Raw genomic sequence first — 14,392 nt, forward strand, 5'->3', positions numbered from 1 at the left:
ACCAGGCCGGGGAAGCGGCCCAAGGCTTGAAGATAACCTGTTAAGCCAAACCAGACCTTGAGTCGGGCTGCGACGGATCAGCGCGGGGGCGAGTGGCGGGGCGTTGCAACCGCGCGCTGCCGGGAGGGCGTCAAGACGTTCGCTCTTCGCGCGCGGCGCGTTGCGCCGACGGGCCCCGCCCGGTAGCTTCCATTCTCATAACAAGAAGCCTTCGGGAGAGCGGGTTCGATGCAGGGGTTGATGCAGCACGGGACGTTGACGGTCGACAAGATCATCGACCACGCCGCCCAGTGGCACGGTAAACGCGAAGTCGTCACGCGGTCGGTCGAGGGCCCGATCGTGCGTACGACCTATGGCGCCATCCGCGATCGGGCCCGGCGCGTGTCCAACGCCCTGCTATCCTTGGGGATCAAGCCGGGCGACCGGGTCGCGACCCTGGCCTGGAACACCGGTCGCCACATGGAGACCTGGTATGGGATCATGGGCATCGGCGCCGTCTGCCACACCCTGAACCCGCGCCTGTTCCCCGAGCAGATCGCGTGGATCGCCGACCATGCGGGCGACCGCGTGCTGTTCACCGACCTGACCTTCCTGCCGATCGTGGCGGCGATCCTGCCCAAGGTTCCCAGCATCGAGCATGTGGTCGTCTTCACCGACGGCGCACACATGCCGGCCTTCGAACCCGCCGGCGAGGCCCCGCACTTCAAGGGCGTCCACTGCTTCGAGACCCTGTTGGACAGCCATGGCGCCGACTGCGCCTGGGGCGGCTTCGACGAAGGCACGGCGGCGGGGCTCTGCTACACCTCGGGCACGACGGGCGACCCCAAGGGGGTGATGTATTCGCACCGCTCCAACTTCCTGCACACCCTGATCACCCTGCAGCCCGACGTGATGGGCCTGTCGCAGCGCGACGTGATCCTGCCGGTGGTGCCGATGTTCCACGCCAACGCCTGGGGCGTGGCGTTCTCGGCGCCCGCGACCGGGGCCAAGATGGTGCTGCCCGGCGCCAAGATGGACGGCGCGTCGATCTACGAACTGCTGGAGACCGAGGGCGTCACCTTCTCGGCGGCCGTGCCCACGGTCTGGCAGATGCTGCTGCAGCATCTGCGCGACAACGACCTGAAACTGCCCGTCCTGAAGAAGGTGGTGATCGGCGGCGCGGCCTGCCCCGAGCATATCATTCGCGCCTTCCAGGAAGACTATGACGTCGAGGTGGTCCACGCCTGGGGCATGACCGAGACCTCGCCGGTCGGGACCCTGTCGGTGATGACCGACGACCTGGCCAAGCTGCCCTATGACGAGCAGATGCCCTATCGCCTCAAGCAGGGCCGGCCGCCGCTGGGTGTCGAGCTGAAGCTGACGGACGACGCGGGCCAGCGTCTGCCGCACGACGGCAAGAGCTTCGGCAATCTGAAGATCAAGGGGCCGACCATCGCCGGCGAATATTTCCGCGGCGCCGGCGGCAAGATCCTCGACGACGAGGGGTTCTTCGATACCGGTGACGTGGCCACGATCGACGATCACGGCTTCATGCAGATCACCGACCGCGCCAAGGACGTCGTGAAGTCCGGCGGCGAGTGGATCAGCACCATCGAGATCGAGAATATCGCTGCGGGGCATCCCAAGGCGGCGCTGGCGGCGGTGATCGGCGTGCCCCATCCCAAGTGGGACGAACGGCCGATCCTGCTGGTCAAGCTGAAGGAGGGCGAGACCGCCACCAAGGAAGAGTTCCTGGAGTTCCTGCAGGGCAAGATCGCCAAGTGGTGGATGCCTGACGACGTCCTGTTCGTCGACGACATCCCGCTGGGCGCCACCGGCAAGATCGACAAGAAGCTGATCCGCCAGCGGCTGAAGGACTATGTGCTGCCGACCGCCGTGGCCGCCGCGCCGACCCTGGCCGCCGCTGATGGCGGGCAGGCCGCCCGTATCTATGCGCCAGATCCCGTGGAGACGCCGCCCGATGTGGAGGCGATCGCCGCGGGGGAGCTTGAGGCCGGGGAGGTTCATGTCGAAACCGCCCCGGCCGAGATCGAGCCGACCTTCGTCGTCGCGCCTGACGTCCAGGACCTGCCGCCCGCGGAAGACCTGCCGCCGGCCGAGGATCTGGACGACCAGCCCCTGAGACTGCGCGAGCCCGACGCCGCCGCGCCGCCCGTCGCCACGCCTGTGGCCTCGGTCGCCGGGGATCTGCCCTTCGCCATGCCGCTGACGCCGCGCGATCAGCGCAAGGCCAGGGCGGCCGCCGCCAGGGTCGGCCAGACCCCTGGATGGGCGCCGCTCTATCTGGACCTGGCCCTGGTCATCGCCCTGGTCCCCGGCCTGCTGGTGGCCGTGGGCGCGCTGGGGGTGAAGTTTGGCCTGCTGGACCTGCCGCTGGGCTACACCCTGATGGCCCAGGACTGGGCGCCGAAGGTGGCCTATCTCAGCGTCGCCACCGGCGTGCTGGGCCTGATCATCGCCCTGATGGTCGGGTTCGGAAAGCTGTGGAAGCGGGTCCTGCTGATCCTGCTGATCACCGCCGCCACCATCGCCGCCATGCTGGGCGTCAATGCCGTGGGCGGCCGGGCGCCGCCCGTGCACGACGTGGCCACCGACTGGAAGACGCCCCTGGGCTTTTCCGACGCGGCCCTGGCCGCGCGCGGGGGCTCGGCCCAGGCGGTCGAGGACGATCCCAGCCTGCCGGTGGGCTCGATGGTCTTCGCCGGCCGCCGCGTCGCCGACGTCAATGCCGAGACCTGCCCGGCGGCGCGTCCGCTGGTCATGGAGCGAAGCCCCGCCGACGCCTACGAGGCGGCCAAGGCGGCGGTGCTGGCCTCGGGTCTGAGCCTGATCACCGACGATCCGATGGACGGACGGCTGGAGGCCACGGGCAGCAGCTACTGGTACGGACTGGTCGACGATCTGGTGGTGCGGGTCCGTCCCGACGCCGCCGGCGCGCGGGTCGACCTGCGTTCGATCAGTCGCGAGGGCGGCGCCGACCTGGGCCGCAACTGCCGGCGGATCGAAGGCCTGCTGACCGCCATCAGGGGTTAGGCGCGCAGCTTGTAGTTGGCGTCCAGATCCGGCGCCCCGTCGCAGGCCACGCGGCCTTCGCGGACCAGCTGCTGGATGTGGGCCAGCACCGACATGGCGGCGGCCGGGTGGAGGCGCGGGTCCACCGCCGCATACAGCACCGGAACCATCGCCTTGATCTGCCCGTGGCCGGCGGCCAGGGCGTCGAGGATCTGGGCCTCGCGCGCCCGCCGATGGGCGATATAGGCGTCGATGAAGGGCGTGACCGCGCGGATCGGGGCGCCGTGCGTGGGCCACAGGGTGTCGAAGTCGCGGGCCTTCACCTTGTCCAGGCTGGCGAAATAATCGCCCATGTCGCCATCGGGCGGGGTGATGACCGTGGTCGACCAGCCCATGATGTGATCGCCGCAGAAGAGGGCGTTCTCTTCCTTCAGGCCAAAGCAGACGTGGTTGGACGTGTGGCCGGGCGTGGTGATGGCTTCCAGCGTCCAGCCGGGTCCGGACAGGACCTGGCCGTCGACCAGCTCGACATCGGGCCTGAAGCGGCCGTCGGCGCCTTCCTCGAGCCCGGCATGAGCTTCGCCATGGTCGGACGGTGCGGCGCGGCCATAGATCGTGGCGCCGGTCAGGTCGGCCAGGGGGCGGGCGAGGGGAGAGTGGTCCAGGTGATGGTGTGTGACCAGGATATGGGTCACGCGCTCGCCCTTGAGCGCCGCCAGCAGGGCGTCGAGATGCTCGGCGATCTCGGGGCCGGGATCGATCACCGCCACCTCGCCCGAGCCGACGATATAGACCCCGGTGCCGGTAAAGGTGAACGGCCCCGGATTACGGGCGATCACCCGTCGTATCAGCGGCGAAACCTGATCGCAGCGGCCGTACTCGAACTCGATCTCACGAATATAGGGGATCATCGCTGTCTCCGGCGCCGGTCTTGCGGTTGAGCCCTCCAGTAACCCTTGGAGGACGAGCCATGGTGGCGGACGCGGCGATTTTTGTCTCAAAACGGCTTCAGCGGGCAGCCTTCGCCGTGCTGTGTCTCGTGATGGCCCAGTTCGTCCTGGCCAGCTGCGAGGCTGAACAGTCTCCCATGGCCGCGCGGGTTCAGCTCTAGCCACTCTTCTATATGGCGCAGCTTGAGCGCGCCTGTGCGTCGCGTCAGCCGGGCAGGACGCCCGACAGATCGTAACCCGCCGCCGCGCCCTGGCGGACCAGGGTCTCGCGGTCGCTCGCGCCGGAAAGCGCCTGACCGATCGACCAGGTGACGATCGAACGCGTCCCGGAACGGCAGAAGGCCAGCACAGGGCCGCCGGCGGCGTCCACGGCGCGCTGGACGGCCTCGACCTGGTCGGGGCCGGGCCCGCCCCGCACCGGGATGTGGACATAGTCCATGCCCGCCGCGCGCGCCGCCGCCTCGATCACGGCGCTGGAGGGCTGGCTGGGGTCTTCGCCGTCGGGCCGGTTGTTGATGACCAGAACGAATCCCTCATCCGCCGCCCGGGCGATATCGGCTTCCGTGACCTGCGGGCTGACGGAAAGGGATTCTGTGACGCGTCGGAAGTCGCTCATGGGTGCTCGCTCAACTGGCTGACCAGCCCGCCGCGGAAACGCGCGGCCGGCGCGGCATCATCACGAGAGCCGGGCGCCGTGGCAACGGGCATTGGGGCCCGAACGTGCCCTCGAAACGATCATTAGCCGAAATCGATATCCGGTAATTGACGAATAGAGGGGTGGAAAACACCGATATTTCGGCAGATATCTGGAATGTGTTTCTGTATTGTCAAGATTGGCGAGGTGGATTTTACCGTCCTCTACAACCTTGGGATAGCAATGTTCATTGAGCGCTGACCGGTTGAATTTATCCATAAAACCAAGCTTTTAGGGGAGACTTGGTCTGCGGCTCAGCTTGGTGCGTCGAATGGCCCGACCGTCTTTGGCGAAAATGGGGCCCCCGTGTTGCGTTTATGCGACAGCGTTGAGCGATGTGGGTTACCGGCCTGTAATGACAATTGACCCAAAACTGTCATGGCTCCTAACGTCCCCGCCAACCGGGGAAATGTTTTCCGGGACACCAGTAATCTCGTGGTGCACTTCGCGCGGATTTCCGCGCACGCCGGACGAAACGTTTCTTCAGGGGCCAGTCCGGCCGTAGCGCTGCACCATGCTAGAGGGGATAAGATGAACATGAATTCCACGAAGGGTAGCGTTCGCGCACGTCTGTTGACGTCGACGCTGCTGGCAGGTCTGGCGTCGATCGCGACGCCGCTGGCCATCACGGCCGTCGCCACCGCCATTCCGACCATCGCCAGCGCCCAACAGACCGGCGCGCTGCGCGTCGCCGTCACCGGCTCCAATGGCGCGCCCCTGTCGGGCGCCACCGTGGTCGTGCGTTCGCCCGACAGCCTGGTGTCCAAGTCCGCCGTGACCGGCACTGACGGCCGCGCCCGCCTGGCCGGCCTGGACCCGTCGACCAACTATTCGGTCACCGTTTCGGCCTCCGGCTTCAACGAGTACACCGCCAGCAACGTCGCCGTTGTCAGCGGCAAGGACCTCAGCGTCGGTTACGCCCTGGCCGCCGTCGCCGATGCGAACGCCGTCGAAGAAATCATCGTGACCGGCGTCTCGCTGGCCGCCGTTGACGTCACCTCGGCGACCGTCGGCACCACCCTGACCCTGGACGTCGTGGAATCGCTCCCGACCGGCCGTAACTATCAGAGCTACCTGCAACTGGTTCCGGGCGTGAAGCCTTCGACCGGCGGCAACCCCTCGTCGCGTTCGGGCATCAACTACTCCGACGTCGGCGGCACCACCGGCGCTTCGACCGACAACGTCTACTACCTCGACGGCGTCGACGTCACCGACCCGACCGCCGGCACCTTCGGCGCCAACTTCAACTCGGAAATCATCCAGGAACAACAAGTGATCGTCGGCGGCGTGCCGGTCGAATTCGCTGGTGGTTCGGGCCTGGTTTCGCGCGTTGTCACCAAGTCGGGCTCCAACGAGTGGCACGGTTCGGTCAACTACTACCTGCAGAACGACAGCCTGGTCTCCAAGGACAAGCACGCCACGTCGGGCGGCTTCAAGACCTATGACACCGCCTTCACCCTCGGCGGCCCGGTCATCAAGGATCGCCTGTGGGTCTTCGGTTCGTACCAGAAGAAGCACCGCGAAGACGAAGTCCTCGACCCGACCTCGGGCGCTGTCCGCCGCTCGGTCGAGCGCGACGACAAGTACGCCTTCTTCAAGGCCACCTGGCAGATCACCGACAACGACCGTCTGACCGGCTCGTTCTTCAACGACCCGACCGAGCTCACCGGTTCGTCGGATTCGGCGGTCCTGAACAATCGCGACCGTTCGACCAAGCAGGGCGGCGACAACTACAAGATCGAGTACGCTCGCACCTGGGGCGACCTGCAGACCAACGCCTATTACTACAACCACAAGGGCGAGTTTACCCGCAGCGCCGCTGACCAGACCGTTCGCGACAACGTCACCTTCCAGAGCAATGCCGGCGCCACGCTCGCGCAGCGCCAGCTGGGCGGTTTCGGTTCGAACCTGGAACAGCATCGTGACCGTGAAGAGTACGGCCTGACCGCCGAGTACTATCTGGACACGTCGTTCGGCAGCCACACCTTCAAGGCCGGCTACACCAACTCGACCAACACCTACGAAGAAAACGGCTCGGTCCCGGGCGGCGCGACCTACGCCTCGCTGGCCTCGGCCTATGCCGGCAAGTCCTATGCCGACTACACCGGTCTTTCCCAGGGTGGCGTTGCTCCTCCGGCCGTGACCGCCCGTTCGATCGTTCAGGCGGATAACCCCCGCGTTATCGCCGCGATCAACGCCAACGCCACGGCTCGCGCGGCTGTCGACACCAACGCCGATGGCACCGTGTCGGTTGCGGAACTGAACGCCTACCGCTTCACCAGCACCGCGGGTAACCCCTACGGCAACGTCAACGTTTACCGCGCCCTGCGCACGGTCAACGCGCCCTACTCGGTGAAGAGCGAAGGCCAGACCCTGTACGCCCAGGACACCTGGACCTGGAACCAACTGACCATCGGCGCCGGCGTTCGCGCCGAGAAGTGGGAACACTTCGCGTCCGACGGTTCGAAGTCGGCGACCTTCGACTGGGAAATCGCGCCCCGCGTGAACGTCGTTTACGACCTGTTCGGCAACGGCCGCAGCAAGCTGTTCGCCTTCGCCGGCCGTTATTACGATCCCGTTCGTAACAACATGTCGGACTTCGCCGGCGCCCTGACGGGTCCTGTCGACGAAGAGCAGGTCTTCATCGGCGGCCAATGGGTCACGTTCCGCACCCGCGGTGGCGCGACCACGCCTGACGCCCTGTTCTCGCCGAACACCAAGACCCCGTACACGAACGAGTTCATGATCGGTGGTTCGACGACCTTCGGTTCGAGCATCGGCGTGTCGGCGACCCTGACGCACCGCGAGACCCGCGACATCCTCGAAGACTTCGACCTGGCGCTGTACTCGGATCCTACCCTGACGGTCGCCACCGCTCCCGAAGGCTACGCCGCCCCGGGTTCGGCGTTCTACCTGCCGTATTCGTACTTCGGCTACACCAGCAAGCCGAACGCGAACTACGTCCTGGGCACCCTGCCGGGTGGCGAGCGTAACTACACGGGCTTCGAATTCACCGTCACCAAGTTCAAGACCACGAACTGGCAAGGTCAGGCTTCGTACACCCACAACAAGGCCGAGGGTAACTCGAACTCGGACAGCAACGCCGACTTCCAGGGCGACTGGGTTGCGCTCGATCCGCGCGCTCCGAACGTCTACGGAAAGCAGCCGGGCAACATCAAGCACCAGTTCAAGGCTTATGGCTCGTATGACTTCGACTTCGGTCTGCAGGCCAGCGGCGTGTTCAACTGGAACAGCGGCACCCTGTATACGCCGTCGCAGCTGATCAGCGGCCGTTACTTCGCGCCGATGGACGATGCCTATAACTTCGGCGGCGTCACCGACACGTACCTGCAGGCCGGCAAGGTCGGCAGCGAAACGGCTCCGTCGTACTACACCTTCGACATGCGTCTGAAGTATGTGCGCGACCTGCCGATCGGTAAGGCCGAGTTCTTCCTCGACGTCTTCAACGTGCTGAACAAGCAATCGGCAACCGACGAGATGAAGCTGGAAGCCGGCGACGGCATCTACAAGTTTGGTCAAGCCAACAACTGGGTCCAACCGCGTCGTGCTTACCTCGGCGTCCGTTACGCCTTCTAATCGAAGCTCTACTCTTCGATGACTTTGGGAATGCCGGCGCGAAAGCGCCGGCATTTTCTTTTTGTCGGTTCCTCGACCAGAATTGGCGACAGCCTTCAAAAGGAGCCTGGCCGTTTCTCCTGGGGCCGCTCTCATGGGCGGGTTCATCCGCTAAGACTGACGGCCATGCGCCTGGGCACGCGGGCTGGCCGACCTGACGGCGCCCCGCATGTTGATCCTGGGGTCTCGCGCCGTCCTGGCGGTGTGGGGACGCCCCGGATCGCCGCCGACGGTCTGGAACCAATCTCCGCCGCTGGGCCAACTGCGGCGCGCCTGTGGACGCTGAGGGCAGGTATGGGGCCTTCATGGGCCGTGCGGGCCAGCGCCGTGTCGTGCTGAAGGCGTTCCCGAACGGCAAGTCGCCCATGCCTGGCGGAGCGCGCCGGTAGCAGGATCCGGCGACGCTGAGGCGGGCTAGGCGCAGCGCCGCCTCCACAGCAGGTCCTGCGGTGTCCTTAGCCGCTCAAGACGGCCCAAGAAAAAGGGCCGCCCAGCGATGCCGGGCGGCCCTCGTTTCGTCCCTTGTCGGCCGCGGCTTACCGGATCGGCGTGTCGGCCAGCACCGAGGCGCCGCCCGGCGCGGCGCGCAGCCGGGCCGTGGCCAGTTCGTCGAGAATGGCCTGCGAGCGCGGATCGCCCAGGATCCAGGCCGAGGCCGCCAGGGTGCGCATCGAGGTCGAACTGATGCCCAGGGCGCGCTCGATGGCCTCGAACGGCGACTGGCCGCCGTCCATGCGCTTGAGGCGCACGTCGCCCGTCAGATTGGCCAGGCTCTTGGCCTTGTCGACCGCCTGGTAGAAGCCGCCCAGTTCGTCGACCAGGCCCAGTTGCTTGGCCTGCTCGCCGGTCCAGACCCGGCCCTTGGCGATCTCGCGCACGCGCTCGGGCGGCAGCTTGCGGCCCTCGGCGACGCGGGTGATGAAGCCGGCATAGATACGGTCCATCCAGCCGGCGAACTTGGCGCGCTGCTCGTTGGTGAAGCCGTCGCCCGAACCGAAGGCGCCGGCATAGTCGCCGCCCACATGCACCTCGCGGGTGTCGACGCCGAAGCGTGACAGGGCCTCGCCAATCGCGAACTTGCCGCCATAGACGCCGATCGAGCCGGTCAGGGTGGTGGGCTCGGCGATGATCGAGGATGCGCCGCTGCTGATCCAGTAGCCGCCCGAGGCGGCATAGGTGCCCATGCTGACCACCACCGGCTTGCCCGCGGCCTTGGCGGCCTTCACGGCGGCCAGGATTTGTTCCGACGCGGTGTCGGAGCCGCCGGGGGAGGAGACGCGGAAGACGATGGCCTTGACGTCCTTGTCGGCTGCGGCGTCGTACAGCGCCTTGGCCACGTCGTCGGAATAGACGGTGGAGTCGCCGCCGAAGGGCGAGGCCGAGCCGCTGGTTCCGGTGACGATCGGACCCTCGGCGCCGATCACGGCGATGGCCGGTCCGGTCTTGGACGCCGGCCGCTTGGAGCGCGTGGCGTAGTCGTCGAAATCGATCAGCTTGGCGCCCTTGCCGGCGCGCGACAGGGCCAGGGTCTGGATATCGTTGACCTGGCCGACCCGGTCGATCAGGCCCTTGGCCTGGGCTTCCTGGGCGCTGTAGGGGCCGGCCTCAAGGTCGCGGATCAGCACGGCGGGGTTCTTCATGCGGTCGGCGGCGGCCGTGGTCAGGGCGGTGCGGTAGACCGAGCCCATCCATGACAGCGACGACTCGCGGTGCGCCGGCGTGTAGTCACTATAGAGGTAGGGATTGACCGCGTTCTTGTACTCGTAGCGCTGCTCATAGTCGGCCTTGACGCCGTACTTGTCGAAGAAGCGCTTGAAGAACATCGCCTCGCTGGCCACGCCGACGGCCTGGAAGCTGCTGTCGGGCTGCATCCAGTACTCGCTGGACGCCGCGCCCAGCATGTAGGTCGAAGTCACCATGCCCGAGGGATACAGCCCCTGGCTGTGGGCGTAGATCGGCTTCTTGCCGACCGAGCGGAAGTGCTTGAAGGCCAGGCGAAGTTCGTCGGCGGTGGCCGGCGCGATGCCGCCCTCGGGCAGGCGAACCAGCAGGGCCTTGACCTTGTCGTCGTTCTCGGCGCGCCGCAGGGTCTCGATCACCGACATGACGGAGTTTCCGCCGCCCCCGAACGCCGCGAAGGGGTTCTGGGCGGCCTGGTCGGTCAGGCCGCCGCGCAGGTCCAGATGCAGCACGGAATGGGCGGGAACCGGCGCCGGGCGCGCGGCGCCGGCGGCCATCACGATCAGCAGGAAGGGGACGCCGACCACGAACAACACCAGGCCGACGAATACGCCAGCCACGGTCAGGAAGAACTGCTTCATCGAAGATCCCGTCACCAATTCAGGCGCAAGCTAACGGCTGTCGCGTCGCCGTACAAATGAACAGCATGCAACCCGACCGCGCTGAGCGCGAATCTGTTGGAAACAAAGGGATTTATAAACGGGAGAAGATGGTCGGAGTGGCAGGATTTGAACCTGCGACCCCTGCGTCCCGAACGCAGTGCTCTACCAGACTGAGCCACACTCCGACTTGGAGGGCGGCTTATAGAGGCGGGATCGCCCCCTCGCAAGGGTCAATTGTGGCGCTCGAAAAAGAAGTTGAAAGCGCCGTTGCATCCATCCGACTCCTGCGCTATCTCCACCGCCTCGCCGAGCCCTACAGGGTTTCGCCGTTCCTGCTGGGGAATGGTGTAATGGTAACACAGCGGTTTTTGGTACCGTCGTTCTAGGTTCGAGTCCTAGTTCCCCAGCCACTTCTTCATCACGTCAAACGCATCGCGGCCTCCGCCGCCTTGCGCCGTCGCGGGCGATGGAGCCGGCCTGCCCGCAAAGCGCGCATGTATCGATTCTCAATGTCGAAAGTTGAGTCACTGGTCTAGCCCAGAGCTTGGCTCGAACTCTGTTACATTTGAGCCAAGCGTGGCCGTCGTGGGGGTGGTCGTGATCGCGATTTACCGACCATCGATCTTTATTTCGCGGACCGGAACAGAAAAGGCCGTCTGAATAAGCGATCTCGACCGCCGTTTGATCCAATCACTACTTGTATTCCAACGTAGGGGGTGTATTTCCAAATCAAAGCCTGATTGGAGACGTCATCGTGGAAGACAAAGCCTCGCTCATCGAGTTGACTGCGGAAATCGTGGCCAACTATGTCGCGAATAACATCACGCCGGTATCCGATCTTCCGGCTCTGATTCGCGCCACGCATGACGCCCTTGCTGGTATTGGTTCGCCGGAAGCTCCGGTTGTTGAGGCCGTTACGAAGGCTACTTCGGCGCAGATTCGCAAGAGCATCACGCCGGACGCCCTGATCAGCTTCGAGGACGGCAAGCCCTACAAGACGCTGAAGCGCCACCTGACCACGCACGGCATGACCGTCGCCGAATACAAGGCCAAGTGGGGCTTGCCCAACGACTACCCCACCACCGCGCCGGCCTACAGCGAAGCCCGCTCGGCCATGGCCAAGGCCCTGGGCCTGGGTCAGGGCGGCCGCAAGGCCAAGAGCCCCGCCAAGGCGCCCCGCGCCCGCAAGGCCTAGGCCTTTCGACATATACTGAAGAAGGGCTGGCCGAGAGGCCGGCCCTTTTTTGTTGCGCGTTGTCCGGCCGCCTGACCGCCGAAGACGGCCCAAAGCGCTCGCGGGAGCGTGTCTAGGCCGAGGCCCGGTTTTCTTCCGGCGCGGGCTGCGCGAAGATCCGCGTCATGGTCTCGACAAGTTTCGCCACTTCGATCGGCTTGGGGATCAGGCCGTCCATGCCCGCATCGGCATAGAGTGTTCGCTCGTGGGTCAGCACGCTGGCCGTCACGGCGATGATCGGCGTGCGGGGGCGACCCGTCTGGCGCTCGCGCTCGCGGATCGCCCGGCTGGCCTCGATGCCGTCCATGCCCGGCATGTGGATGTCCATCAGGATGGCGTCCCAGGGCTCAAGCTCCCACATGGCCACCGCTTCGCGACCATCGACGGCGGACTGTCCATGGACGCCCAGATGGCCCAGCAGGGTCAGCAGAACGGTGCGGTTGGTGTCGTTGTCGTCGACGACCAGGATCCGGGGCGGGGCCTCTTCGACGTAGGCCGTGGCGGGAAGGCTGGCTGGCGCGCTGGCGACCGCCTCGACCTCGGGCATGGCGGTGGAGAACCTGAAGCGCGTGCCCCCGCCGGGGAGGGGGGCAAAGTCGATTGCGCCGCCCATCAGCCCCACCAGCTCCTTGCAGATCGCCAGACCCAGGCCAGCGCCGCCGGCGCGACGGGTGCTGGAGCTGTCCAGCTGGGCGAATTTGCCAAAGACCAGGTCGCGATGGCTTTCGGGGATTCCGACACCGCTGTCTTCGATGCAAAAAGTCACGGTGTCGGCGTCGCCGGCGACCGCCACGCGCACTTGGCCGCTTTCGGTGAACTTGATGGCGTTGGAGATCAGGTTGCTCAGCACCTGGCGCAGGCGCTCGGCGTCGCCCAGGCGCCAGCCTCGGGCCGTCGGCGTGATGTCCAGTGAGAAGTCCAGGCCCTTTTCCCGCGCCAGGCCGCCATAGAGTTGCCGCAGGGCCGCCAGCACGCCGTCCAGCGCGAACGGCGCGGGGATGATCTCCATCCGGCCCGCTTCGATGCGCGAAATGTCGAGAATGGCGTTGATCACGCCCAGCAAGGACTGGCCCGAGTTGGTGATGGTGCCCAGGCGGCGGCGCTGTTCCGGGTCGAGCGCGCCGGCTTCCATGATCTGGGCCATGCCCAGGACGCCGTTCAGCGGGGTGCGGATCTCGTGGCTCATGGTGGCCAGGAAGTCGGTCTTGGCGCGGTTGGCGGTCTGTGCGGCGATCGCCAGGGCCTCGGCCTTGGCCTGCAAGCGCCGGTTCTCGTTCAGCTCCCGCTGAAGGTCAGCGTTCAGGGCGTCGCTGGCGAGTCGGGCGCGAACTTCCCGACTGACCGCGCCGCGCATCAGGCTGGACATGCCGATCGCGGCGAAGGTGCCGGCCAGGCCCACGAACACATATTGATTGACCAGGTCGCCGGGGGCTTCGCGCGCCATCCAGATCAGGCCGGCCACCGAGAGGCTGACGCTGAGAAAGGCCACGCGGCGGGTGGGGGACGAGGTGCCGAACACCAGGGCCATCAGCACGAAATAGACGAGCTTTTGCGGCTCGAAATGGATGCTCAGATAGATCGTGACATTGGCCAGGAAGATGAGGTTCATGCCCAGCACCAGCGCTTCCAGGCGCCGGGGGCTGACCCCGGGCTTGGCCAGGATGCGCCACGCGGTCGGTCCGTAGATCGCCCCGACAACAGACAGCCCGCCGATGATGATCAGATTGACGCCGGTTTCAAAGAACGGGTGCGACAGGCTGATGAGGCAATAGTAGATACCCGAGGCGATCAGATAGCCGCGCGCGATCGGCACGTAGGCCTGTATCAGGGCTGTGCCGCCAGATCTCGATTCTGGATGGATCGGCGAAGCCAAGCCGTACCCCTGATTCTATCTGTTCCTATCCGTCCTGAGGTTTAGCGGAACAATAGTTAAATCCGCTTGCAGGCCTGAGCGCGAACTACTCAGATCGAGGGTCTAGACACCGCTCAGCGCCAATCCCTGCGCATCTGGATTTCGGGCTCCGCCGCCGTTCAGAGGGCGCTGCATCCACACCAGATCGACCCATCGGCCAAATTTGAAGCCCATTGCGGGGAAAACCCCCTGCTTTTCGAAGCCCATCGCCGCGTGCAGGCCGATGGAGGGGGCATTTCCACTGTCGCCGATCACCGCGACCATCTGACGCAGGCCCATCGCCTCGCACTGCGCGATCAGGGCGCCCAGCAGGGCCTTGCCCACGCCCTTGCCCACGGCGTCGGGCGAGACATAGACGCTGTCCTCGACCGTGTAGCGATAGGCCGCGCGCAGGCGGAACGGGCCGGCATAGGCATAGCCCAGCACAACGCCGTCCTGCTCGGCGACCAGATAGGGCAGGCCGCGCTCCAGGAAGGCCGCGCGGCGGCGCGCCATCTCATCCTGCGCCGGCGGGTCTTCCTCGAACGTGCCCAGGCCGTTCAGGACGTTCCAGCCATAGATCTCGGTGATGGCCGGCACGTCGGCGTCGGTGGAGGGACGGATGGTGAGCAA

At 66.0% G+C, this 14,392-nt stretch carries 9 protein-coding genes and 2 tRNA genes; 5 read left to right on the forward strand and 6 right to left on the reverse strand.

Features of this window, described 5'->3' with window-relative positions; translation table 11 throughout:
• Window positions 1-228 precede the first annotated feature (228 nt).
• Entirely contained in the window at window positions 229-3,033 is a 2,805-nt protein-coding gene (locus tag ACW17V_RS04415; RefSeq protein ID WP_492107670.1) for a long-chain-fatty-acid--CoA ligase, read from the forward strand.
• On the opposite strand, the gene ACW17V_RS04420 is transcribed toward ACW17V_RS04415, so the two are convergent.
• On the reverse strand, window positions 3,030-3,923 hold the full coding sequence (locus tag ACW17V_RS04420) for an MBL fold metallo-hydrolase (RefSeq protein ID WP_492107671.1): 894 nt from the start codon (window positions 3,921-3,923) through the stop codon (window positions 3,030-3,032). The two genes, ACW17V_RS04415 and ACW17V_RS04420, sit on opposite strands and share 4 nt — an antisense overlap.
• Before the next feature lie 59 nt (window positions 3,924-3,982).
• Between ACW17V_RS04420 and ACW17V_RS04425 the strand changes: the two genes are divergently transcribed.
• Window positions 3,983-4,123 carry a hypothetical protein gene (locus ACW17V_RS04425; RefSeq protein WP_492107672.1) on the forward strand — a complete coding sequence of 47 codons (141 nt, stop codon included), beginning with the start codon at window positions 3,983-3,985 and terminating at the stop codon, window positions 4,121-4,123.
• Window positions 4,124-4,167: 44 nt separating this feature from the next.
• Here ACW17V_RS04425 and ACW17V_RS04430 read toward each other — a convergent pair whose 3' ends face one another.
• Complete coding sequence (locus ACW17V_RS04430; RefSeq protein WP_492107673.1) at window positions 4,168-4,578, reverse strand: TIGR01244 family sulfur transferase; 411 nt, start codon at window positions 4,576-4,578, stop codon at window positions 4,168-4,170.
• A 651-nt stretch (window positions 4,579-5,229) separates the two neighbouring features.
• Here ACW17V_RS04430 and ACW17V_RS04435 point away from each other — a divergent pair.
• Window positions 5,230-8,253 carry a TonB-dependent receptor domain-containing protein gene (locus ACW17V_RS04435; protein ID WP_492107674.1) on the forward strand — a complete coding sequence of 1,008 codons (3,024 nt, stop codon included), beginning with the start codon at window positions 5,230-5,232 and terminating at the stop codon, window positions 8,251-8,253.
• A 575-nt stretch (window positions 8,254-8,828) separates the two neighbouring features.
• Here ACW17V_RS04435 and sppA read toward each other — a convergent pair.
• Complete coding sequence (gene sppA, locus ACW17V_RS04440; protein WP_492107675.1) at window positions 8,829-10,613, reverse strand: signal peptide peptidase SppA; 1,785 nt, start codon at window positions 10,611-10,613, stop codon at window positions 8,829-8,831.
• 129 nt (window positions 10,614-10,742) lie between these two features.
• Window positions 10,743-10,819, reverse strand: a tRNA-Pro gene (locus tag ACW17V_RS04445).
• Between the two features lie 151 nt (window positions 10,820-10,970).
• On the opposite strand from ACW17V_RS04445, the gene ACW17V_RS04450 reads away from it, so the two are divergent.
• Window positions 10,971-11,044, forward strand: a tRNA-Gln gene (locus ACW17V_RS04450).
• Between the two features lie 344 nt (window positions 11,045-11,388).
• Window positions 11,389-11,829: a Ros/MucR family transcriptional regulator gene (locus tag ACW17V_RS04455; RefSeq protein WP_419320360.1), complete on the forward strand. Its 441-nt coding sequence runs from the start codon at window positions 11,389-11,391 to the stop codon at window positions 11,827-11,829.
• Window positions 11,830-11,941: 112 nt separating this feature from the next.
• On the opposite strand, the gene ACW17V_RS04460 is transcribed toward ACW17V_RS04455, so the two are convergent.
• Entirely contained in the window at window positions 11,942-13,741 is a 1,800-nt protein-coding gene (locus ACW17V_RS04460; protein ID WP_492107676.1) for an ATP-binding protein, read from the reverse strand.
• Between the two features lie 102 nt (window positions 13,742-13,843).
• The gene (locus ACW17V_RS04465) at window positions 13,844-14,392 is read right to left on the reverse strand and encodes a GNAT family N-acetyltransferase (RefSeq protein ID WP_492107677.1); all 549 of its coding nucleotides are present in this window, start codon (window positions 14,390-14,392) and stop codon (window positions 13,844-13,846) included.

It is taken from the genome of Caulobacter sp. FV2ye17ST, assembly GCF_058680955.1.

Coding starts and splice junctions, on each gene's coding strand:
- ACW17V_RS04415 (WP_492107670.1), top strand. CDS start 229: ATGCAGGGGTTGATGCAGCACGGGACGTTGACGGTCGACAAGATCATC.
- ACW17V_RS04420 (WP_492107671.1), bottom strand. CDS start 3,923: ATGATCCCCTATATTCGTGAGATCGAGTTCGAGTACGGCCGCTGCGAT.
- sppA (WP_492107675.1), bottom strand. CDS start 10,613: ATGAAGCAGTTCTTCCTGACCGTGGCTGGCGTATTCGTCGGCCTGGTG.
- ACW17V_RS04425 (WP_492107672.1), top strand. CDS start 3,983: ATGGTGGCGGACGCGGCGATTTTTGTCTCAAAACGGCTTCAGCGGGCA.
- ACW17V_RS04430 (WP_492107673.1), bottom strand. CDS start 4,578: ATGAGCGACTTCCGACGCGTCACAGAATCCCTTTCCGTCAGCCCGCAG.